We start from the raw sequence: 22,832 nt of genomic DNA, 5'->3' as shown, positions 1-22,832 counted from the left end.
ATGCTTATCTCCAACACCGCACTCACCATCTGGGCCGTGGCCGCCCTGGCCACCTGTGGCGTCATCCTGCGCCCCTGGCGCATCCCTGAATACGTCTGGGCCATGGGTGGCGCACTGCTGCTGACTGGGCTGGGGCTGATTCCGCTGCGCTCCGCCCTGGCGGCCATTGCCGAAGGCGGCGATGTGTACCTGTTCCTGATCGGCATGATGGTGCTGGCCGAGCTGGCACGCCAGGAGGGGTTGTTCGACTGGCTGGCCAGGTACGCGGTACGCCATGCCCGGGGCTCCGGGCAGCGGCTGTTCGACCTGGTGTTCGCAGTGGGCACGCTGGTCACCGTGTTCTTGTCCAACGATGCGACCGCTGTGGTTCTCACACCTGCGGTATACGCAGCCTGCAGGGCGGCCAAGGCAGAACCTCTGCCCTACCTGTTCATTTGCGCCTTCATCGCCAACGCCGCCAGTTTCGTGCTGCCGATCTCCAACCCCGCCAACCTGGTAGTGTTCGGCAGCCAGATGCCGCCGCTGCTGGACTGGCTCAGGCAGTTCACCTTGCCATCGCTGGCAGCCATCGGCCTGACCTACCTGGCACTGCGCATCACCCAGCGCCGGCAAATTCGTCAACCCCTGACCCTGGACATCGATCCGCAACCGTTGCCCCATGGTGCCCGCCTGTGCGCGATGGGCCTTGTGCTGACCGGTGCACTGCTGCTGACGGCCTCGGCGCTGGACACGCCGCTGGGGCTACCCACCTTTTGTGCTGGCCTCGCCACCACCGGGCTGATCCACCTGCGCCAGCGGCGCAGCCCGATGCCTGTGCTCAGGCATGTGGCTTGGGGAGTCTTGCCGCTGGTGGCAGGCCTGTTCGTGCTTGTCGAAGCTGTGGCACAGACCGGGATCATCGAACAACTGGCCCATGCCCTGGCCGCACTGGCTCAGACCTCGCCCACCCAGGCCAGCTGGGTAGCGGGCACGGGCGTCGCCATCGCCAGCAACCTGATGAACAATTTGCCAACCGGGCTGATCGCCGGGGCCATGGGGCACCTCGCCGAGCTGCCAGGCCAAACCACGGCGGCGCTGCTGATTGGCGTGGACCTGGGCCCGAACCTGTCGATTACCGGCTCCCTGGCAACGCTGTTGTGGTTGGTGGCCATCCGCCGGGAGGGCGAGCATGTCAGCGCATGGCGCTTCCTGCGCCTTGGATTGCTGGTGATGCCACCCGCGCTGGCGGCAGCGCTGTGGGTACTTGCACTCTCGGCGTGATCAGGTTGCAGGGTCGTCGAATGGACCTGGCCGGCTTCTCGGGCCAGGTCTAGCACCATTGCACTTGTCGGGCGCTACCCTGCCCCACTGAAAGCCAGAGGGGGACTATCACAGTCTGGCCTTGAACCTGGCCTGTGAATGCTCGGCTACTCGCGCTCTTCGCTGATTTGCGCTGAAACGAAAAAAGGCCCCGAAGGGCCTTTTTTTCACGACTTGCAGACTTCAAGCGAAATCTGCAGGTCTTTATTTGGAGCGGGAAACGAGACTCGAACTCGCGACCCCGACCTTGGCAAGGTCGTGCTCTACCAACTGAGCTATTCCCGCGTCGTGATGGGTGCCATTCTAGCGATATCTGAAACGGCGTCAACCCCTTGATTCAAAAAAAGTTTTATTTTTGCTCGGAGCCTTCACGCAGGTGCGGCCAGGCGGCCAGCAGGTAGTGCACCATCGACCACAAGGTCAGGGCCGCCGCCACCAGCAACAGGCCGTAGCCCAGCACCACCCAGAAGCTCACCACCGGCGGGTTGGCCAGCAGGATCACCAGCGCCAGCATCTGTGCCGCTGTCTTCCACTTGCCAAGGCTGGACACCGCCACGTGGGCCCGTGCGCCCAGCTCGGCCATCCACTCGCGCAGCGCCGACACGACGATTTCGCGGCCGATGATCACCGCCGCCGGCAGGGTCAGCCAGAAGTTGGCGTGCACCTGCACCAGCAGCACCAGGGCCACCGCCACCATCAGCTTGTCGGCCACCGGGTCGAGGAAGGCGCCGAACGGGGTGCTCTGCTGCAGGCGACGCGCCAGGTAGCCATCCAGCCAGTCGGTGGCGGCGGCGATGGCGAACACCGTGCTGGCGGCCATGTAGCTCCAGTGATAGGGCACATAGAACAGCAGGATGAAGATCGGGATGAGCAGGACGCGTAGAACGGTGAGCAGGTTTGGAATATTCATCGGTACGACTGGCTGCGGGTTGAGCCCGGCATTCTACTCGCTATGCAGGCTGGCATAAATCGACTCGGCAAGCTTTTTACTGATGCCGGGGGCTTTGGCGATCTCATCGATGCTGGCGCGGTTGAGCTCCTGCAGGCCGCCGAAGTGCTTGAGCAGGTCGCGGCGGCGCTTGGGCCCTACCCCGGCGACGTCTTCCAGGCTTGAGGTACGGCGGGCCTTGCCGCGCCGGGCACGGTGGCCGGTGATGGCAAACCGGTGGGCTTCGTCGCGGATCTGCTGAATCAGGTGCAGCGCCGGGTTGTCGCCCTTGAGGGTGAACTCGTGGGCCACGTCGTTGAGGTACAGGGTCTCGAAGCCGGCCTTGCGGGTCACGCCCTTGGCCACGCCAAGCAGGGTCAGGTCGGTGAAGGCCAGCTCCTGCATCACTTCGCGGGCCATGTTCAGCTGGCCCTTGCCACCGTCGACCAGCAGCACGTCGGGCAGCTTGCCCTCGCCGTCCTTGATCCGCCCATAACGGCGGGTCAGGGCCTGGTGCATGGCGGCATAGTCGTCGCCGGCGGTGACACCTTCGATGTTGAAGCGCCGGTAATCCGACTTGATCGGCCCCTCCGGGCCGAACACCACGCAGCTGGCCACCGTGGCTTCGCCGCTGGAGTGGCTGATGTCATAGCATTCCAGGCGCTGCGGCACTTCATCCAGGCCGAGTACTTCGGCCAGCGCCTCGAAGCGCGCAGCCATGTGCTGGCGGTTGGCCAGGCGGGCATTGAGGGCCTGCTCGGCGTTGGTCACCGCCAGTTGCTGCCAGCGCGCGCGGGTGCCGCGGACGCGGTGGCTGATGGTCAGCTCGCGACCGCGCAGGCTCTGCACGGCTTCGGTGATGGCCTCGAAGTCTTCATGCACCACGTTGACGATCAGCTCGCCGGGCAGTTCGCGCTCGGCATTGCCCAGGTAGTACTGCGACAGGAATGCAGCCATGACTTCGGCCACCTCCTCCTCGATGCCCACCTGCGGGAAGAAGTTCTTGCTGCCCAGCACTCGCCCGCCGCGCACGCTGATCAGGTGCACGCAGGCACCGCCCGGGTTGACGAAGGCAGCCACCACATCGACGTCGCCGGAGCCACCTTCGATGTACTGCTGGTCCTGAACCCGGCGCAACAGGGCTATCTGGTCGCGCAGTTCGGCAGCCTTCTCGAAATTGAGGGCCATGGCGGCCTTTTCCATGGCTTCGTTGAGCTCATTGCCCAACTGCTGGCTGCGCCCTTCGAGGAACATCACCGAATGGCGCACGTCCTCGGCATACTCCTCGGCCGTGACCAGCCGGGTGCACGGGCCTTTGCAGCGCTTGATCTGGTACTGCAGGCATGGGCGGGTACGGTTGGCGAAGTAACTGTCTTCGCACTGGCGCACGGAAAAAGCCTTCTGCAGCAGGCTGAGGCTCTCGCGAATGGCGCCAGCGCTGGGGTATGGCCCGAAATAACGCCCCTTGGCTTTCTTCGCCCCACGGTGAATCCCCAGGCGAGGGAATTCGCCATCCGACAGGAATACGTACGGATAGGATTTATCGTCGCGCAACAGAATGTTATACGGCGGGCGCCACTGCTTGATCAGGTTCTGTTCGAGCAGCAGTGCCTCGGTCTCGTTGGCGGTGATGGTGGTTTCGACCTGGGCGATGCGCCCCACCAGCGCGGCGGTTTTCGGCGCCAGGCCGGTCTTGCGGAAATAGCTGGCCAGGCGCTTCTTGAGGTTCTTGGCCTTGCCCACATAGAGCAGCCGCGCCTCGGCGTCGAACATCCGGTATACGCCCGGGCGACCACTGCAGGTCGCCAGGAAGGCGCTGGCATCAAAGACTTGAGACATGAGGGTTTACAGGCTTGCGTCAACCATACCGTGGCGAACGGCCAGCAAGGTCAGTTCGACGTCGCTGGTGACCGAGAGTTTTTCAAAGATCCGATAACGGTAAGTATTGACGGTCTTGGGCGACAGGCACAACTTGTCCGAGATGATCTGCACTTTCTGGCAGCCGACGATCATCAGGGCAATCTGGATTTCCCGCTCCGACAGCGCGTCGAACGGCGAACCCTGGGGCTGGAACGACTTCAGTGCCAGCTGCTGGGCAATCTGTGGGCTGATATAGCGTTGCCCGGCAAATGCCAGGCGAATGGCCTGAACCATTTCGTCCAAGCCTGCGCCCTTGGTCAGGTAACCGGCGGCACCGGCCTGCATCAGGCGGGTGGGGAACGGGTCTTCTTCACACACGGTAACAGCCACCACCTTGATGTCGGGGTGGCTGCGCAGCAGTTTGCGGGTGGCTTCCAGGCCGCCGATCCCAGGCATCTTCACGTCCATCAGCACGACGTCAGGCTTCAGTTCCCGGGCGAGCTTCAGCGCCGATTCGCCCGAATCCGCCTCACCCACCACCTGCAGGCCATCGATATCGGCGAGCATGCGAGTAATACCGGTTCGAACCAGATCGTGATCGTCGACCACTAGGACCCTAATCAAGCAGACACCTCGTCAACAGGGCGATTGGATCCCGCCACCTTAACAAAATTTTTCATGGCGGACCTAGCGTAAAACTTCCTTCAGATACGCCGGACGCTCAGGACGCGGCTGTCGCGCCAACTCACCACCGCTGCCCTCACCCACCAGGCGCCCCAGCAGATGCCACAACGCCGCCTTGTCAGCTGCCGACAAACGCCGAAACGCGCCCAGCAGACCGGTTTCATCCGCCGTCAGGCTTTCCAGCGGTGCCGGCGTGCGCTCACCGCTGAGCACATACAGCGCATCCACGCCCCGGTTCGCCAGCGCCGCCAGGTAATCCGCCCGTGGGGTGCGCTCGCCACTTTCGTACTTGCCCTGGGCATTGGGCTCGACGCCGCCGATGTCACCAAATACCCGCTGGGTCATGCCCAGCCGTTCACGCTCTTCCCGCAGACGTGGACCGAGTCCTTTCATATGACGTTTCTCCTTGTTCCTTTGTCGTCATGGGTGCTGCTCACAATCCTGTGAGCAGTTGCAGACTGTGTGGTCACTATGCCCATCACCGGCCGGCGTCGCAAGCCAGTATTGCGCCACTACCGCACCCTGCGCAGCCTTGATTTAGAGGGATTTTCAGGCTCCAGCATTGCAATCCAAGCCGCAAAAAAACGAAGGGCTGCGGCGAAACGCCATGCCATTGACGCCACTTTGTTGCCACTTGCAGGGCATACGTTTTTTTGACGCCTAACTAACAGCAACTTTAACTCGTTGATTTATAACGGTTTTTAAACTTTAACAGGAAATATCTAAGTTATTTTCAAACAAGCGAATAGCAACGCTTGCAATAAAAATAAAAACCACCTTAGTCTGTAAAAAGACCACTAAGAAATAGCCTGTAACGCCACTTCCGAGCGCGGCTTAATTCTGCGCGTCTGCCATTTCGACAACTTCATGAACGATGTATCTCGGCCGGCTTTGCCGTGCCCCAGGGAGAGGGACCTATGAACATCAGTATCTTTGGACTTGGCTATGTTGGCGCGGTCTGCGCGGGCTGCCTGTCGGCCCGCGGCCATCACGTGCTGGGGGTGGATATTTCCCCGGCGAAAATCGAACTGATCAACCAGGGCAAGTCGCCGATTGTCGAACCGGGCCTGGAACAGTTGCTGCAGGATGGCATCAGCAAGGGCCGACTGCGCGGCACCACCGACGTGCAAGCGGCGATCCTCGCCACCGACCTGTCACTGCTGTGCGTCGGCACCCCCAGCAAGAAGAACGGCGACCTGGACCTGGTGTACATGGAAGCGGTCTGCCGGGAAATCGGCACTGCCCTGCGCGACAAGGGCAGCCGCCACACCGTGGTGGTGCGCAGCACCGTGCTGCCAGGCACGGTGAAGAACGTGGTGGTACCGATCCTCGAACAGTACTCGGGCAAACGCGCCGGCATCGACTTCGGCGTCGCGGTCAACCCGGAGTTCCTGCGCGAGAGCACGGCGATCCAGGACTACGACTTCCCGGCCATGACCGTAATCGGCGAACTGGACCAAGCGTCGGGGGACCTGCTCGAGTCGCTGTACAAGGAACTCGACGCACCGGTGATCCGCCGGTCCATCGAAGTCGCCGAGATGATCAAGTACACCTGCAATGTCTGGCACGCGACCAAGGTCACCTTCGCCAACGAGATCGGCAACATTGCCAAGGCTGCCGGTGTCGATGGCCGCGAGGTGATGGATGTGGTCTGCCAGGACCACAAGCTCAACCTGTCGCGCTACTACCTGCGCCCGGGCTTCGCCTTCGGCGGTTCGTGCCTGCCCAAGGACGTGCGTGCCCTCACCTACCGCGCCGCCAGCCTGGATGTGAAGGCTCCGCTGCTCGACTCGCTGATGGCCAGCAACGCCTCGCAGGTGCAGAACGCCTTCGACCTCATCGAGCGCCAGGACAAACGCAAGATCGCCCTGCTCGGCCTGGCCTTCAAGGCCGGCACCGACGACCTGCGGGAAAGCCCGCTGGTGGAACTGGCGGAGCGCCTGATCGGCAAGGGCTACCAGTTGAACATCTTCGACGAGAACGTCGAATACGCCCGCGTGCACGGCGCCAACAAGGACTACATCGAAGCCAGGATCCCGCATGTTTCGTCGCTGCTGCACAGCGACCTGCAGCAGGTGATCGATGACGCCGAGGTGATCGTCCTGGGCAACAACGACCCGCGCTTCGCCAGCGCCCTGCAAGCCGGCCACGGCAAGCAGGTGATCGACCTGGTCGGCTTCATGCCCGGCCTGAGCGACAGCCACCGCCAGGGCATCTGCTGGTAACCGACCCGGCACCCACCGCGCACCACCCACCACCGGCTGACGCCTGGGCGGCGTGGCGCGCGGGCACCGCAAAAACAGGAGTCAAGCCGACATGGATCGACAGCAACCGCCCTTCGTGGCACCCGGCTATCTGCGCGCAGGCGCCAGCTTCTTCGGCTGGGCGTGCCTGGCCGGGCTGATCGCGCTGGCGTCGGAGATGGTCGCACCGCAGTACCTGGACCCGAACCACCACCTGTTCATCTTCATCATCGGCACACTGGGCATGTGGCGCTATGGCAACGCCATCGTCCACTACCTGCGCGGCATGTACTTCCTGCACTGGAAGTTCCCACGCATGCGCCGGCAGGTCGAACGCCTGGGCGATGCAGCACTGCCCTCGCACATGTTCATGGTGGTCACGAGCTTCCGCATCCCCACCATGACCACGTTCAAGGTCTACCAGTCGGTATTCCAGGAAGTGCAACGGCTGAAGGTGCCGTGCACGGTGATCGCCTCGATCGTGGAGAAAGGCGACGAGACCTTCATCAAGGACATCATGCGCAACGAGGTCAAGGACCGCGACGACATCAAGCTGGTGATCGTCCGCGCCCGTGGCACGGGCAAGCGCGACGGCCTGGCCCATGCCTTTCGCGCGCTGTCGCGGCAGATGCCGCTCAATGACGCGGTGGTCGGCGTGGTCGACGGCGACACCATGATGCTGCCCGGCTGCGTCGAGCGTGCGGTCAAGCTGTTTGCCGTGCTGCCGGACGTGGGCGGCCTGACCACCAACGAATTCTGCGAAGTCGAAGGCAGCCGCTGGATGCGCCAGTGGCACTCGATGCGCTTCGTCCAGCGCCACATCAACATGTGCTCGATGGCCCTGTCGCACCGGGTGCTGACCCTGACCGGGCGGCTGTCGTTCTTCCGCGCCGAAGTGATGACCGACCCCGATTTCATCCGCGACGTCGAAGCCGACTTCCTCGAACACTGGCGCCTGGGCCGCTTCCAGTTCCTCACCGGTGACGACAAGTCGAGCTGGCTGAGCCTGATGCGCGCTGGCTGGAATACCTTCTATGTGCCCGACAGCCACACCCTGACCGTCGAGCACCCGCCTAGCGACAGCTTCTGGATCGCCACCCGCCAGCTGATGTTCCGCTGGTACGGCAACTCGCTGCGGCAGAACTTCCGCGCCACCGCCCTGCTCGGCCGCGCCCGGCTGGGGCTGTTCACCCTGTACGTGCTGCTCGACCAGCGCGTGTCGATGTGGACCTGCCTGATGGGCCTGACTGCCTCTGTGGTGGCCGGCCTGGTGTTCGGTATCCAGTACCTGCTGGTGTACCTGTTCTGGGTGCTGATCTCGCGCAGCCTGGTGACCGTGCTGTTCGTCTTCGCCGGCCACCCGGTCAGCCCGATGTACCCCTTCGTTCTTTATTACAACCAGATCGTCGGTTCGCTGATGAAGGTCTACGCGATGTTCCACATGGACCAGCAAAGCTGGACGCGGCAGAAGACCACCCTGGCCACTGGCAGCGTCGACTTCGACGCCAGCCTCAACCGCTGGTCCTCGAAGGCGATGCTGTGCTCGTCGATCGCGATCTTCTTCGGGGTCATCACCGTTCTCTTAGAACTCTCGCAACGTTAAGGAAAGGCGCCTGCATATGAGTACCACGAACATTCCCGCGGCCCCGGGCAAGACAGCGGCCAACATCGTCCATGAGGCGGTCGACGAGCGCCAGTACGTGCGCACCCGGATGAACGCACGGGTACGCCTGGCCAGTGCCGGCCAGGCGCCGTTCGAAGTGGCCCTGCAGGACATTTCCCTGGGTGGCCTGGGCCTGATCCATGACGCGCCGCTGAAAGTCGGCACGCTGTACGACGCCTCCATCCGCCTGCGCCTGAACCAGATCGACCTGAACATCGACAGCAAGATCCGCATCGTCTCCCAGCGCGGCAAAGAAGTGGGCGCACAGTTCGTCGAGCTCGATGCACAGAAGCGCGACATCCTGCGCTACCTGATCAGCGCCTACATGTCCGGCGAGATCGCCGACATCAACGGCCTGTTCAATGTCATGCAGCGCGAGAACTACATCAAGGAGCGCAAACACAAGTACGCCAGCGCCCGCACCCCAGGCGCCCGCCTCAAGGCCTTGACCGGCACCTTGCTGTACACCGCCGCCGGCATCGCCGCGCTGGCCTTCGTCGGCTACAAGGGCTACCTGCTGTTCTTCCGCATCCCGGCGCTGCAGGCCCAGGTGGCGACCAACGCCCAGGTCATCAGCATGCCCGACAACGGCTATGTGAAGTACCTGCTGCCCGCTGGCGCCAACGAAGTGCAGGCTGGCCAGCCGCTGGCCAGCATCTCCACGCAGCTGGCCACCAGCTTCACCAGCCCGGCCGACATGAAGGCGGTCGCCGACCTGTCGCCGGGCGACCTGCAGGCCCTGCTCGGCCGCGCCACCATCGAGACGGTGATCAACAGCCCGTGCGACTGCCAGGTCTACTACCCGAGCCAGCGCCTGGATGGCTATGGCTACAAGGAAGCCCCGCTGATGCACCTGCTGCCCAAGGACCAGGGCCTGTTCGTGCGCGCCAACGTGCCGTTCGACAAGCTCGCCGATGTCGACCGGGTGAAGTCGGTGGACATGCAGGTGTTCGGCCTCGACCAGCACTACAGCGGCAAGGTGGTCGACGCGCGCGTGGATGAGCTCAATCGCAACCTGGCACTGACCATCCAGCCCGACAGCCCGCTACCGGCCGCGGCCTACCAGAAAGCGGTGGCGGTCGACCTGTTCCTGGGCCTGCCATTCGGCGCAGCGCGCTAAGCGCGCCGAGGACGATGACGCCATGACCGCGAACATTCCCCCCCGCCTGCTGCTGGCCGGCCTGGTGCTGGCCTGCGCCAGCACGGCCAGTGCCGGGCAGAGCCTGGAACAGATCCGCTATGCGCTGTACAAGGACCCGTCGGCCGAGGTCACCAGCGACCTGCGCGAGCTGGCTGCCCGTGGCGACCTGGCCAGCACCCTGCTGCTTGGCGATGTGCTGGCCGGGCGCGAAGGCGCCAGCCGCGCGGAAGTGGTGGCGCTGTACCAGAAGGCCTTTGCCGACGGCCATGGCCTGGTCCCGGCACTGGCATCGCTGGCCCGCCTGATCGACCGCACGCCGAGCCTGCGCGAGGCGCAACGGCCGTGGATGATACAGGCTCTGACGCGCTACCCGGCCAAACTCGACCCGCGTAACACCAGCACCACACTGGAAGTGTTCCTGACCTACCCGGAGCTGGTCGACACCGCCCAGGCCGCCCAACTGTTGGCCCTTTACGAGCTGGCTTGCCTGCTCAACTGCCGCCCCGAGCTGTACCACGCCGTGCTCGCCGAGCGCCAGGGCGACCGCGCCGGCGCCGAGCGCTGGTATCGCCAGGCGGTGCTCGTGGACGTGCGCGCCCTGGACCGCTACTACGCCTTCCTCGGCGAGCAGCAGGACCGCCTGTTCCCGCCCTTCGCCGACCAGCTCGAGCCTGAACGTGAGCAGTTGCCGGTGGAGATCATCCACCGCGTCGCCGCGCTGCTCGACAGCATCACCAGCGTGCAGCGCGCCGAACTGGACGCCGACCGCTACGAACGCCAGGCCAGCGCACCGGGCGCCGACAAGCTGCCGCCAACGCCCGAGCAACTGGCCCGCGAAAAAGCCCAGGACCAGGCGCTGAACCTGGCTACCGCCCGCGTCCAGCGCTGGCGCGATGTGGCCGTAGCCCGCGGCTTCGTGCCGGCCATGGTGTCCAAGGCCAACTACATGATCTCCAACCCGACCGAGCACAACGCCGAGGAAACCCAGGCGCTGATCGACCAGGTACGCGAGCGCGAGCCAACCCGGGCCAAGGCCTTGCAGGCGCAGTTCTACATGGTCAACAACTGGCTGACCCTCGACCCGGACAAGGCCCGCGCACTGATCGAGGAACTGCGTGCCAGCGGCTACCCGGGTGCCGGCCTGCTGCTGGCCGAGTACTACAGCAAGGGCGTCGAGGACCAGCCCGACCAGGAAAAGGCCCTGGCGCTGTTCCAGGCCGAAGCCGACAAGGGCAACACCGCCGCCTGGTACCGCATGGCCACCCTGCACGCCTACGGTCGTGCCCTGTGCCACGACCCGGTCAAGGCCTACACCTACGCCCGCGTCGCCCTCGACCTGGGTGAACGCAGTGCGCGCAGCCTGATCAAGCGCCTGGAAAAGACATTGCCAAAGGATGACATCGAGCGTGCCCTGGCCGCTCGCAACGGGCTGTTCAAGGAGGCCACCCTGTGAAAGCGCACCACCCCCTGTTCGGCGCCCTGCTGGCCCTGACGCCGTTGCCGGCGGCCTTCGCCGCGGAAGAAATCACCGGCCCCGAAGCCGACAGCAACGAACCGGTACGCGTCACTGCCGCGGATGGCAGCGAGCCAGTGATCACCTCGGAAGTGTTCAACAAGCTCACCGTGCAGACCGGCTACGGCCCTGAGGACTCCCAGGTCGGCAGCGACCGCGAGATGTTCTACAGCCTGCGCTATGAACCGTCGTTCGCCTGGTACTCGCCGGAAAAGCGCTGGGCCAAGTGGATGGTCTACGGCCGCCTGTGGCTGAACTACGACTCCAGCCAGTCGAGCAACCTGACCAACGAAGCCAGCAACAGCAACCAACGCGAACAGCCCGAAGGCTGGTACGCCGAGCTGCGCGAGCTGTACGTCAAGCGCAACCTGATCGGCGACGACCCGCGTTTCTCAGCCTCGTTCGGCCGCCAGCGCTTCTATGACGACTACGGCATCTGGTGGGACGACAGCCTCGAATCGCTGCGCTTCAACTACCAGGACACCTTCAGCGAGGCGTTCTTCGCCGTCGGCCAGAAGTTCCACAACTACAACACCGACGTCAACCGCCTGGCCGACAGCGAGGAGCGCACCACCTACCTGATGGGCCAGTACGCCTACCGCTGGAGCCCGAACAACCAGGTCGGTGTGCGCCTGATGCACGAGAACGACCACAGCGGCCACGACGCCGACGACCGCTACGACTTCAAGGGCATGCGCTACGGGCTGTTCTTCAAGGGTGACAACCTCGCCTACCCGGTGCTCAGCGACTACCACCTGGAACTGGCGGCGCTGGATGGCAAGATGGACAACACCGACGGCAACGGCGTCACCACCACCGGCCACAGCAGCAAGGGCTGGGCGGTGCTGGGTGAAGTCGGCAAGCGCTTCGACAGCCTGGCGTGGACCCCACGCCTGGCGCTGCGAGGCGGCCTGACCGACAAGCCCAGCGACGAGAACGATGGCTTCCGCCTGAACGCCATCCAGTCCGACCGCATCACCCGCACCGGCTCCTACAGCACCCGCCTGACCAGTTCATTCGTCGCCCTCGACCTGCGCAACCTGAGTTACTACGGCTTTGCCGTGGAGACCCGCCCCACCCCGCGCAGCGCGCTGGACCTGCGGGTGACCCAGCTGGACCTGCGCGATGCCGACGGCACTCTGCCGATCCGCATGAATGGCGACCAGCGTTCGCAGCGCAACCGTGCCATCAACCAGGGCAGCAACGGCAACGGGCGCAACGTCGGGCAGATGATCGACCTCAACTACTACTGGAAGATGTTTCCGGTGGCTATCGATGGCAAGCACCTGGACGTCAACGCGCTGGTCAGCGCCAGTTACCTCAATGCCGGCAGTGCATTGGCAACCGGCGATGACTACCAGCTGAGCGTCGGCGTGGTGATCAGTTACTAAGGAAGGGCCGTGCCATGATCTTCGCCTCCAATGTGTTCCTGTTCCTCTACCTGCCGCTGTTCCTGGCCGTGTACTTCCTGGCCAAGGCGCAGTGGCGCTCCACGGTGATCGTGGCCGCCAGCTACATCTTCTATGCCTGGTGGCGGCCAGACTTCCTGCTGCTGTTCGTCGGCATCACCTACTGGAACTACTGGTTCGGCCTGCGGATCAAGGCACGCCTGGATGCCGGCGACAAACCCATGGCCCTGCGCCTGTTGTGGATCGGCGTGGCCGGCAACCTGTCGACCTTGGGCTACTTCAAGTACGCCAACTTCGGCGCCGAGGTGCTGGCCATGCTGCTGGCGCCACTGGGCATCAATACCTGGACGCTGGAGAACATCTTCCTGCCGCTGGGCATTTCGTTCTACGTGTTCCATGCCCTGAGCTACATCGTCGACATCTACCGCAAGGACGCCACGCCGACGCGCAACTTCATCGACTTCGCCGCCTTTGTCGCGCTGTTCCCGCACCTGGTGGCCGGGCCGATCCTGCGCTACAGCCAGCTGGCGCCGCAGCTGCGCGAACGCACCCACTCGCTGGAGCTGTTCTCGCTGGGTGTGTGCCGCTTCATGCTCGGTTTCATCATGAAGGTGCTGATCGCCGACCGCCTGGCGCCGATCAACCTGCTGTTCGTCAGTGAAGGCACGTTGCAGTTCAGCGATGCCTGGTTCGGCCTGGTGATCTCGACCCTGCAGCTGTACTTCGACTTCGCCGGCTACAGCCACATGGCCCTGGGCCTGGCGCTGATGATGGGCTTCCGCTTTCCGGAGAACTTCAACCAGCCCTACGTGGCGCAGAGCATCACCGAGTTCTGGGCACGCTGGCACATGACCTTGGCGCATTTCCTGCGCGACTACGTGTACATGCCCCTGGTGCGCAAGCGCGTGGCCGGCGCCCTGCCGGCGCTGGTCTGGACCATGCTGCTGTCAGGCCTGTGGCACGGCGCAAGCTTCGCCTTCATCTGCTGGGGGCTGTTCTTCGGGGTCGGCATGGTCATCGAACGCAAGTTCAACCTGGCGACCAAGGTCGGTGCGCCCTACCGCCTGAGCCGCAACCTGCGCACGGGCCTGCTGATCGTGCTGAGCATGCCGCTGTTCTTCACCATGGACCTGCGCCACAGCATCGACATCTACCAGGCGCTGTTTGGCTTCAACGGTTTCGGCTCGCTGGAGCTGTACGTGCTCGGCGCCTCGAAGATGGCCATGGCCTTTGCCCTGGTGGCGCTGGCCTGGCTGGTACTGGCCGGGATCAACAACCTGCGCTTCTACGCCGGCAACAAGGAAGGCTATTTCATGCGCCATGTCGGCGCACTGCACAGCGTACTGCTGTGGGGCGGCTTCCTGCTGGCGCTGAGCAGCCTGGCGGCAAACTCGTTTTCGCCCTTCCTGTATTTCCAGTTCTAGGAGACGGCCATGTACCCGGTGATGAACTCGGCCAGCAAGGCCAATGGCATTCTGTTCGTGGTGGTGCTGGCGGCGATGTTCGTCTATTCGCTGCCACCGGTATTCAGTTTTGCCCGCACTTCGACCGATACCTGGAACCTGTTCGTCGACGGCAAGCTGCTGCGCAAGTTCGAGCAGGCCTACGACAAGCGCTTCTTCCTGCGTGAGCCGTCGGTGCAACTGTGGGCCGACGCCCAGTTCCACCTGTTCGGCGAGGGCACCAAGGGTGTGGTGCTGGGCAAGGATGGCTGGCTCTTCACCAACCAGGAATACCGCGTGCCCAACGACCTCGACGCCAACCTGACGAGTCAGCTGGAACAGATCGCCAAAGTCCATGCGCAACTGGTCGAACACGGCAAGCAGCTGGTGATCCTGCCGCTGCCGATGAAACTGGATGTGTACGCAGCGCACGCCGAGCACGCCTTCGACCCGCGGGTGACCGGCCTGTATGACCGTTTCGTTGGCGCGCTGCAAGACCGCCAGCTGGATGTGGTGCCGCTGCGCCATGCGTTTCTGGCCAACCTCGACGGCCCGCAGCTGTTCCTCAAGTCCGACACCCACTGGAGCCCGGAAGGCGCACGGCTGTCGGCCTACGAGCTGGCGCGCCAGCGCCCGCAACTGCTGGGTGACCAGGTGTACGTGTCGCACAAGGCCGGTGAGAAGAGCATCAAGGGCGACCTGATGAACTACATCCAGTTCGACCATGCGCGGCTGGCGCCGCAGTTCGGCCCCAATCCGATCGCCCTGTACGAAACCCTCAAGGCCGAACAAGGCGCCGACGACCTGTTCGCCGAACAAGACCAGAGCCTGCTGCTGGTCGGCACCAGCTACAGCAAGATCGACGACTGGAACTTCATCGGCTTCCTCAAGGAGGCGCTCAACCGCGACCTGCTGAGCATCGCCGTGGAAGCCCGCGGCCCGTTCGAGGCGATGAACCAGTTCCTAGCCAGCGACCAGCTGGCCAACCCGCAGATCGACACCGTGGTCTGGGAGTTCCCCCTGCGCACCCTGCTCGCCCACCGCCCCGGCTCACTCAGCCGCAGCGCTGCGCCCCAGCATTTCTGACGATTCAAGGAGAGCCTGATGAAACTCACCCCACTGTTCACCGCCATTGCCCTCGCCGCTGCCAGCCATGCGGCCTTGGCCGCCGAAGGCAACGCCGACCTATACGATGCCGTGGCGCCGGCCAACTCGGCGTTCGTCCGCGTGCTGAACCTGTCCGACAGCAACATCGACGTCAGCCTCAGCGGCAAGATCAACCCACAGCGGGTCGCCGCCGGCCAGCTCAGCGGATACCGCTTCACCCCTGCTGGCCCGCACAAGATCGCCGTCGGCGGCAAGTCGATCGAGCCGCAGCTCAAGGCCAATGCCGCCAGCACCGTGGTCTACGATGGCAAGCAGTTGAAGCTGATCAGCGACAAGTACGTCAACGAGCCAAAGAAGGCGCAGATCGCCTTCTACAACCTGACCGCCAACCAGGCCGCGCTGAAGACCTCCGATGGCAAGCACGAGGTGGTCAAAGCGCTTGGCAACGGTGAAACCGGCACGCGCATGGTCAACGAGATCAAGATCGACTTCGCCGCCTACCAGCAGGACACCAAGGTCGCCAGCTTCGACGAGCAGTTTCTCAAGAAGGGCCGCTCGTACAGCTACGTGCTGCTGCCCGGCAACCGCAGCATGACCCTGGCCAACAGCATCGACCCGACCGAGTGATGATTGCCCTGCAAGGATGAATGGCACATGAAGACCCTTGTACCTTTTGGCCTGAGCGCTGCCCTGGCCTTGCTCAGCCTGCCCGGCCAGGCCGCCCAGCCCGCCCAGCCTGCCCAAGTGGCCGGGCCGGGTTGCGAGAACCTGCAGTGCATGGTTTGCCCGGCCTTGAGCGACCCGCAACGCTATGCCGAAGGGCGCATGAAGCTGATGCGCGAGATCGTGCCTGGCAAGGACCGCTGGTTGTTCCGCTCAGCGGTCGACCTGACCAACGACTTCGGCATCCCCGCGCCGATGCGCCCGGAGTTCGCCCGCCTGATGCAGGCGTTCGAGCGCCAGGGCATTCATGTGGCCATGGCGATCCAGCCGACTCGCGGGCTGATGCACCGCGACAAGCTGTTCGCCGACCAGTTGCATGGCTTCGACTATGCCCGCGCCAGCAACAACCTCGCCGCCTACCTCGGCCAGTTGCGCCAGGCCGGCGCGCTGGTGGCGCCGATGATGCAGCTGGTGCAGCAGCCGCCGAAGGGCGAGTACTTCTTCCGCCGCGACCACCACTGGACGCCTTCCGGCGCCGAGGCCACCGCCAGGCTGATGGCCGAGGAAATCCGCCGCCAACCGTTCTATGCCGGGCTGACCAAGAAGCAATACCGCACCGAACCGGGCGTGATGGTGCCCAAGGACGGCACCCTGAACCTGGCGTTGAGCAGCATCTGCGGCAACAACTACGGTTTCCAGTACGTACGCGGCTACCAGACCATTCCGCTGGCGGCAGGCGCCGACGCCCTGTTCGACGAGGCGCCGGACCCACAGGTGATCCTGGTCGGCGACAGTAACGCCGCAGCCCGAGAAGACGAGAGCAAACAGTTCAATTTCGACGGCTATCTGAAGCAGTACCTGAATGTCGACATCCTCAACTACGCCTTGCCAGGGGTGGGTGAAGATGGCTCATTGCTGGAATACCTGCTGTCCAGCGACTACAAACCCAAGTCGCCGCCCAAGCTGATCGTCTGGGAGCTGCCGGCCAACTACCGGCTCGACTCGCCGTTGATGTACCGCCAGCTGGTGCCGGCGGTACAGGGTGGCTGTGCGGCAAACCAGGAGGTGCTCGGCGCGAAGCTGCAACGGCCGGCGTTGAAGGTGGGCGAGCGCATCGAGCTGCTGAGCAATGCCGGCAGTGGCCGCCAGGCGCTGTCGAAGGGGTTTCTCGACATCCGCCTGAGCGACAAGAACGTCAAGGACTTCTACATCATCGTCTATTACGACAACGGCGCACGGGACAAGGTGTGGTTCCGCCGTGAGGCAGCGGTGACAGGTGGGCAGTACTACCTGGAGCTGAGCAAGGCGCCGGAATTTGCCGGGGCCAACCTGCTGTCGGTGTTCATGGAGCCGACCAAGGCCGGGACTGCGGCGACCGATGTGGAGACCCGGCTATGCATGTGATACCGCTGATTGGGGCCGCTTTGCGGCCCTTCGCGGGCATGCCCGCTCCCACAGAGTTCCCCACAGCTGACGCGGTCGGTGTGGGAGCGGGCTTGCCCGCGAAGGGCCGCAGAGCGGCCCCAATCCTGCTCACCCTGTTCCTACTGAGCTCCCAATCTCAGGCAGCGCAATCCATCTGGCCCCCCCACAGCACTCCACAGTCAGCCATGATCGCCGACTACCGCACCCTGGTCTGCAGCAAGGAACCGCCAGCGCCCTACACCGGCAGCCTGCACCTGGAAAGCAAGTACGACCAGCGCGACGCCAGCAAGTCGACCCTGCGCAGCAGCCCCGATGCCGACAGCGAACGCATCGGCAAGCAGGTCAAAGCGTTCGTTGGCGGCCTGATCTACGCCAGCAAACGCTTCCAGGGCGCCAAGAAACCCCAGCAGGCCAACATGGCCCTGGCCTGCCAGGACCAGTGGCTGCAACACTGGGCCGAAGCCGGCGCCCTGCTCAACCCGGATGCCAGCGGCACCGGCATGGCCGCGCGCAAATGGGCGCTGGCGGCCATGGCCGGTGCCGTGCTGCTGACCCAGTCGGCCAGTGACGGCAAGCTGCAGTTGAGCGAGGCACAGCGCCGCTGGTTCACCCGCCTGGGCGAGCTGGTGATCCAGGAATACGACCCACGCCGCAGCACCAGCGGTGTGTACTTCAACAACCACGACTACTGGGCGGCCTGGGCCGTGGCCGCCACCGGCATGCTGGTCGGCCGCGACGACTTCATCCAGTGGGCCGACGGCAACCTGCGCCGTGGCCTGGCCCAGGCCGTGCGCGCCAACAACGGCAACTATGCCTACCTGCCGCTGGAAGTGGCGCGCAGCAAGCTGGCGGCCAACTACAGCCAGTACGCTCTGGTGCCGCTGGTACTGTTGGCCGAGTCGGCGCGCGCCAACGGCCTGCCGTGGAGCCGCGAAGACCAGCAGACCCTCGACCTGCTGGCCAACTTCGCCGCCCGCACGGTGCTCGCCCCAGGCGACCTGCCCGAACTAAAGGGCCAGTCCCAGGCGGATGTGGCACCGTACAAGATGGCCTGGCTGATCCCGTTCCTGCAGCGCAACCCCAGCCATGCCCTGGCCCGCCAGCTGTACGACAGCGAAGACGGCGAGGTGGACAACTACAGCCAGCTCGGCGGCCCGATCAAAGCGTTCTACCCCCCACTGCCCGGATCAAGGAGCTGACCCATGGCTGCCCTCGCCCGCTTTTCCCTCACCTGCCTGGCCGCCCTGTGCCTGGCAGGCACCGCCCAGGCAGCCAGCCAAACGCTGCCAGCCAACCAGACCGTGGACACCCTGCCCCGGGAGCAACGCCAGCTGCAGGCCGACCAGTTGCGCCTGAAGGTGCGCCAGGCCGTGGCGTTCCAGCAAGCCGAACGGCAACGCCCGGCCGGGCGCGCCAGCGTCAGCCTGCAACCGATGTTCTCGTCCCAGGCCGGCAGCTGGCCGTTCGAGCCGTTCGTCAACAACGGCCTGTTTCGCGCCATCGCCGGTTACCAGGCACACCACCCGCAGGTGGTGATGCTGCGCGGCGGCAGCATCACCCTGGCGCAGTTGCACGACGCGCTGAACGACCCGCGCATCCTCAAGCGCTACAAGGATGGCTACCTGCTCAGCTACCCGTTGATGATCGGCAGCGACGCCGGGTTGCTGCTCGAAGGCACCAGCCTGTACCTGTCGAGCCTCTCCGGCACGGCGCTGATCAACCAGGGCTGGCTCGGGCTGAACCAGTCCAGCCTGCAGAGCATGGCCGGCGACGGACCGGGCAGCACAGACCGTGCCTGGCGACCGTTCGTGGTGGCCTGGGCCGGCAGCCACACCCAGGTGATCGGCTCGACGCTCAAGCGCCTGGGCTACAACGCCAACCTGTCCCGGGGACTGACCACGGCGTTGAGCACCCAGCAGGCGGCCAGCACGCGCCCGGCCACGGTGATCATCCGCGACAGCCAGTTCAGCGAGATGTCCAGCGCGGTGGAGCTGCAGCACAGTCAGGCGACCATCACCGGCAGCCAGTTCGAGCAGTCACAGCAGTACGCCATCGATGTGCAGAACAGCCAGGTCAAGCTGCTGGGCAACCAGCTGCGCGGCATCGACAACAACAGCGGCGTGCGCCTGCGGGGCCAGACTCGCGCCCTGGTCGAAGGCAACCTGATCCTTGGCGCAACCAAGGCCGCCATCGAAGTCAGCGAGCAACAGGGCGCGGTGCTGCTGGTTGGCAACCGCATCGGTGACAGCCGTGGCAATGGCATCCAGTTGCGCAGCCTGGCACCCACACCGGCGGCGCCGCTGGTGATCGACGACAACTTGCTGGCCAGCAGCCAGGGTAGCGCGGTGGATGCCAGCGAGGTGGGCGCCGTGGCACTGCTCGACAACCGCATCGGCAACACGGCGGAATATGCCATCAGCGTGCGCAATGCCACGCCACTGGCCGGGCCGCTGGTGCTCAGCGGCAACCGCCTGGGCCAGGTCGGCAAGGCACTGGTGCGGGTGGAGGGTGTGCGGGATGTGCTGCTGGGGGGCAACAGCTTCGATGGCAAGCCGTTGTTGCAGAACCTGTTGATCGGCGACTTGCTGCCGTTGCAAGGGCAGTTGCTCGAGGCCACTGTGCGCCAGGGTGAGACTGTGCGGGTGAGGCAGCAGTAATTCACCTGGCCTCTTCGCGGGTCAAGCCCGCTCCCACAGGAACTCTACAAATCTGGAGGCTTGTGGAGATCCTGTAGGAGCGGGCTTGACCCGCGAAGAGACCGGTCCAGGTCAACGGATAGCCCGCTGCATCCTCACAAAGCAATCATCCTCCCCCATCTCGACAAACCCATGGCGCCGGTACAGCTGCCGCGCCGGGTTGCTCTTGAACACCATCAACCTCAACAACGGCAGGCGCCGCTGCGCCGCCCATTCGGCCAGGGTCTCCAGCACCTGGCTGCCCACCCCTCGCCCACGCTGCTCCGGCACCAGGTGCAACTCGCGAATGAACAATGCCTGCCGGTCCTGGCTGAGGCTGCAGAAACCCAGCACGACCTCGCCTTCCATCACCAGCCACTGCTCGCGCCAGCCCCAGGCCTGGTCGAATGCTTCTTCGATCCATAACAGGTCGAACTCGCGGTAATAGGGCAGCATCGCCCGCCGCGTCAGGTCGCGGGCAAAGGTGCACCAGGCATCGCTCGCGGCGACCAGTTCAACGGGCATAGCACACCGGCGAGCTGCCCGGGCCGCGCCGCTCCAGTTCGTCTTCCAGCCAGGCCGCCAGCACTTGGGCGTTGTTATGCTCGGTGTCCTTGCCGGCGTACAGCAGGGTCAGGTTGCCGTTGGCCGCAAGGTCCAGCAGCGGGTACCAGTGTTCAGGGTGCGCCGCCAGTTCTTGCTGATAGCGTTGGGTGAACCCGGCGAAATCCACCTCGCCCTGGTGCAACGCCTTGCGCAAACCGGTGGATGGCGCCACGTCGCGAAACCACTCGCCCTGCAGTTGCTCCTTGCGTTTGTTGCGCGGCCACAGGCGGTCGACCAACACGCGCTGGCCATCCTCCTTCTCTGGCGCGTCGTAGACGCGCTTGCAGCGAATCATGGGGTTCTCCTGCCTTTACCGTCTGTCTTGAGCCTAGGTAATTCATTGACCGAGGTCACGTCCAGCCGAGGAATTGTTTCTATGCTCAGAGCCACCCTCGCCGACGCCGACCGGAGCCCCCATGGCAACCCCGTCCCTGGCCAGCCAGCTGCCACTGGCCCATAGCGACTCCCGCCCGCAGCTTGCGAACAAACCTGGGCGCGCCACCCTCGTGCTGTTCTTCGGCCTGCTGCTGGCCGGTATCGCCTATACCGCCTGGAGCCTCAAGCAGGACGTGACCGCCAGCGGCACGGTGATCACCACCGTCACACCGTTCCTGCTGCTGGGCCTGGCACTGCTGATCGCCCTGGGCTTCGAATTCGTCAACGGCTTCCATGACACCGCCAACGCGGTGGCCACGGTGATCTACACCCACTCGCTGCCGGCACCGGTGGCGGTGGTCTGGTCCGGGTTGTGCAACTTCCTGGGCGTGCTGCTTTCCAGCGGTGCGGTGGCGTTCGGCATCATCGCCCTGCTACCGGTGGAGCTGATTCTACAGGTCGGCTCCTCCGCAGGCTTCGCCATGGTCTTCGCCTTGCTGCTGGCGGCGATCATCTGGAACCTTGGCACCTGGTGGCTGGGCCTGCCTGCGTCCTCTTCGCACACACTGATCGGCTCGATCATCGGCGTGGGCGTGGCCAACGCACTGATGCACGGGCGCGACGGTACCAGCGGGGTCGACTGGGCCCAGGCCAGCAAGGTCGGCTATGCCCTGTTGTTCTCGCCGCTGATCGGCTTTGCCTGTGCTGCCTTGTTGCTGCTGGCCCTGCGCGCGCTGGTCAAGCGCAAGGAACTGTACCAGGCGCCGCAAGGGCGCACGCCGCCACCGTGGTGGATCCGCGGCATCCTGATCCTGACCTGTACCGGCGTGTCGTTCGCCCACGGCTCCAACGACGGGCAGAAAGGCATGGGCCTGATCATGCTGATCCTGGTCGGCACCCTGCCGATGGCCTACGCCTTGAACAAGACCATGCCCAGCGAGCAGGCGCTGCAGTTTTCCGCCGTAGCCGAAGTGACCCGCCAGGTCCTGGTGCGCACCGACCCCGGGCCGCCCCCCGCCGACCCGCGTCAGGCGCTGACCGCGTTCATCGCCGAGCCCAGGGCCAGCGCGCAGCTGGTACCAGCACTCGCCGCGCTCACCGGCATGATCGGTGACCAGGTCAAAGGCTATGGTTCGCTGCAGCGCGTGCCGGCCGAAGCCATGGCCAACGTGCGCAACGACATGTACCTGACCAGCGAAGCCATCCGCCTGATCGAGAAGAAACAACTCGTGGCATTCGACGCCGATACCCGTAGCCACGTGCAGTTGTTCAAGACCCAGCTGGACGATGCCACCCGCTACATTCCGCTCTGGGTCAAGGTGGCCGTGGCCATCGCATTGGGCCTGGGTACCATGGTTGGCTGGAGGCGTATCGTGGTGACGGTGGGCGAGAAGATCGGCAAGACCCACTTGAGCTATGCCCAAGGGGCTTCGGCGGAAGTGGTTGCCATGTGCACCATTGGTGCGGCAGACATGTTCGGGCTGCCGGTATCGACGACTCACGTGCTGAGTTCGGGGGTGGCCGGGACCATGGTTGCCAATGGCTCGGGCATTCAGAAGCGCACGCTGATCAACCTGCTGATGGCCTGGGTGCTGACCCTGCCGGCGGCGATGCTGTTGGCCGGGAGCTTGTACTGGGTGCTGAACCAGATCTTCTGAACCAACACCGAACAGCTTCCAGGTGTACGCGGTCACGTGTGGGAGCCGGGGGGGGGGGGGGGGGGGGGGGGGGGGGGGGGGGGGGGGGGGGGGGGGGGGGGGGGGGGGGGGGGGGGGGGGGGGGGGGGGGGGGGGGGGGGG

The 22,832-nt window shown here is 64.6% G+C and carries 20 protein-coding genes and 1 tRNA gene; 14 read left to right on the top strand and 7 right to left on the bottom strand.

The annotated features are described in order from the left end of the window. On the top strand, positions 1–1,260 hold the full coding sequence (locus ACIPZ5_RS20215; protein WP_343596668.1) for an arsenic transporter: 1,260 nt from the start codon (positions 1–3) through the stop codon (positions 1,258–1,260). Positions 1,261–1,508: 248 nt separating this feature from the next. On the opposite strand, the gene ACIPZ5_RS20210 is transcribed toward ACIPZ5_RS20215, so the two are convergent. From ACIPZ5_RS20210 to ACIPZ5_RS20190, 5 genes are all read right to left on the bottom strand, one after another. Further along, a tRNA-Gly gene (locus ACIPZ5_RS20210) sits at positions 1,509–1,584 on the bottom strand. Between the two features lie 64 nt (positions 1,585–1,648). Then, positions 1,649–2,209, bottom strand: a complete 561-nt coding sequence (gene pgsA / locus ACIPZ5_RS20205; protein WP_027920568.1) for a CDP-diacylglycerol--glycerol-3-phosphate 3-phosphatidyltransferase — start codon at positions 2,207–2,209, stop codon at positions 1,649–1,651. 33 nt (positions 2,210–2,242) lie between these two features. Further along, complete coding sequence (gene uvrC, locus ACIPZ5_RS20200; RefSeq protein ID WP_313712781.1) at positions 2,243–4,066, bottom strand: excinuclease ABC subunit UvrC; 1,824 nt, start codon at positions 4,064–4,066, stop codon at positions 2,243–2,245. Between the two features lie 6 nt (positions 4,067–4,072). Further along, positions 4,073–4,711: a UvrY/SirA/GacA family response regulator transcription factor gene (gene uvrY / locus ACIPZ5_RS20195; RefSeq protein ID WP_027920570.1), complete on the bottom strand. Its 639-nt coding sequence runs from the start codon at positions 4,709–4,711 to the stop codon at positions 4,073–4,075. 63 nt (positions 4,712–4,774) lie between these two features. Continuing rightward, positions 4,775–5,164, bottom strand: a complete 390-nt coding sequence (locus tag ACIPZ5_RS20190) for a helix-turn-helix transcriptional regulator (protein WP_343596674.1) — start codon at positions 5,162–5,164, stop codon at positions 4,775–4,777. 78 nt (positions 5,165–5,242) lie between these two features. Between ACIPZ5_RS20190 and ACIPZ5_RS20185 the strand changes: the two genes are divergently transcribed. The 12 genes from ACIPZ5_RS20185 (at position 5,243) to ACIPZ5_RS20130 (ending at position 20,034) form a co-directional block, all read left to right on the top strand. Beyond that, a complete protein-coding gene (locus ACIPZ5_RS20185) occupies positions 5,243–5,428 on the top strand; it encodes a hypothetical protein (protein ID WP_400810284.1) in 186 nt (61 codons plus the stop codon). Between the two features lie 260 nt (positions 5,429–5,688). Beyond that, the gene (locus tag ACIPZ5_RS20180; protein ID WP_313712783.1) at positions 5,689–6,996 is read left to right on the top strand and encodes a UDP-glucose/GDP-mannose dehydrogenase family protein; all 1,308 of its coding nucleotides are present in this window, start codon (positions 5,689–5,691) and stop codon (positions 6,994–6,996) included. Positions 6,997–7,087: 91 nt separating this feature from the next. Then, a complete protein-coding gene (locus ACIPZ5_RS20175) occupies positions 7,088–8,617 on the top strand; it encodes a glycosyltransferase (RefSeq protein ID WP_343596676.1) in 1,530 nt (509 codons plus the stop codon). A 16-nt stretch (positions 8,618–8,633) separates the two neighbouring features. After that, on the top strand, positions 8,634–9,797 hold the full coding sequence (locus ACIPZ5_RS20170; protein ID WP_400810282.1) for a PilZ domain-containing protein: 1,164 nt from the start codon (positions 8,634–8,636) through the stop codon (positions 9,795–9,797). 22 nt (positions 9,798–9,819) lie between these two features. Then, positions 9,820–11,271, top strand: coding sequence for a tetratricopeptide repeat protein (locus ACIPZ5_RS20165; RefSeq protein WP_400810280.1), 1,452 nt, complete (start codon positions 9,820–9,822; stop codon positions 11,269–11,271). Beyond that, complete coding sequence (locus tag ACIPZ5_RS20160; RefSeq protein WP_343596682.1) at positions 11,268–12,722, top strand: alginate export family protein; 1,455 nt, start codon at positions 11,268–11,270, stop codon at positions 12,720–12,722. The genes ACIPZ5_RS20165 and ACIPZ5_RS20160 overlap by 4 nt, the downstream gene beginning before the upstream one ends. Before the next feature lie 14 nt (positions 12,723–12,736). Beyond that, positions 12,737–14,164, top strand: coding sequence for an MBOAT family O-acyltransferase (locus ACIPZ5_RS20155; RefSeq protein ID WP_343596684.1), 1,428 nt, complete (start codon positions 12,737–12,739; stop codon positions 14,162–14,164). A gap of 9 nt (positions 14,165–14,173) precedes the next feature. After that, positions 14,174–15,268 (top strand): alginate O-acetyltransferase, encoded by a 1,095-nt coding sequence (locus tag ACIPZ5_RS20150; protein ID WP_343596686.1) that lies wholly within the window; start codon positions 14,174–14,176, stop codon positions 15,266–15,268. 18 nt (positions 15,269–15,286) lie between these two features. Then, entirely contained in the window at positions 15,287–15,916 is a 630-nt protein-coding gene (locus ACIPZ5_RS20145) for an alginate O-acetyltransferase AlgF (RefSeq protein ID WP_343596688.1), read from the top strand. 27 nt (positions 15,917–15,943) lie between these two features. Then, positions 15,944–17,356 carry an alginate biosynthesis protein AlgX gene (locus ACIPZ5_RS20140; RefSeq protein ID WP_400810278.1) on the top strand — a complete coding sequence of 471 codons (1,413 nt, stop codon included), beginning with the start codon at positions 15,944–15,946 and terminating at the stop codon, positions 17,354–17,356. A gap of 80 nt (positions 17,357–17,436) precedes the next feature. After that, on the top strand, positions 17,437–18,576 hold the full coding sequence (locus tag ACIPZ5_RS20135) for a polysaccharide lyase (RefSeq protein WP_400810371.1): 1,140 nt from the start codon (positions 17,437–17,439) through the stop codon (positions 18,574–18,576). 3 nt (positions 18,577–18,579) lie between these two features. Beyond that, complete coding sequence (locus ACIPZ5_RS20130) at positions 18,580–20,034, top strand: right-handed parallel beta-helix repeat-containing protein (RefSeq protein ID WP_400810276.1); 1,455 nt, start codon at positions 18,580–18,582, stop codon at positions 20,032–20,034. Between the two features lie 111 nt (positions 20,035–20,145). Here ACIPZ5_RS20130 and ACIPZ5_RS20125 read toward each other — a convergent pair whose 3' ends face one another. Then, on the bottom strand, positions 20,146–20,577 hold the full coding sequence (locus tag ACIPZ5_RS20125; protein WP_343596693.1) for a GNAT family N-acetyltransferase: 432 nt from the start codon (positions 20,575–20,577) through the stop codon (positions 20,146–20,148). Then, complete coding sequence (locus ACIPZ5_RS20120; RefSeq protein WP_261943436.1) at positions 20,567–20,953, bottom strand: DUF488 domain-containing protein; 387 nt, start codon at positions 20,951–20,953, stop codon at positions 20,567–20,569. The genes ACIPZ5_RS20125 and ACIPZ5_RS20120 overlap by 11 nt, the downstream gene beginning before the upstream one ends. A gap of 121 nt (positions 20,954–21,074) precedes the next feature. On the opposite strand from ACIPZ5_RS20120, the gene ACIPZ5_RS20115 reads away from it, so the two are divergent. After that, positions 21,075–22,691: an inorganic phosphate transporter gene (locus ACIPZ5_RS20115; RefSeq protein WP_400810275.1), complete on the top strand. Its 1,617-nt coding sequence runs from the start codon at positions 21,075–21,077 to the stop codon at positions 22,689–22,691. Positions 22,692–22,832 lie beyond the last annotated feature (141 nt).

Origin of the sequence: Pseudomonas sp. NPDC089428, from assembly GCF_044749325.1 — a bacterium.
Classification (GTDB): Bacteria; Pseudomonadota; Gammaproteobacteria; order Pseudomonadales; family Pseudomonadaceae; genus Aquipseudomonas.
Note: the sequence above shows the minus strand (reverse complement) of the source record. Positions and strands in the feature narration are given on the sequence as shown.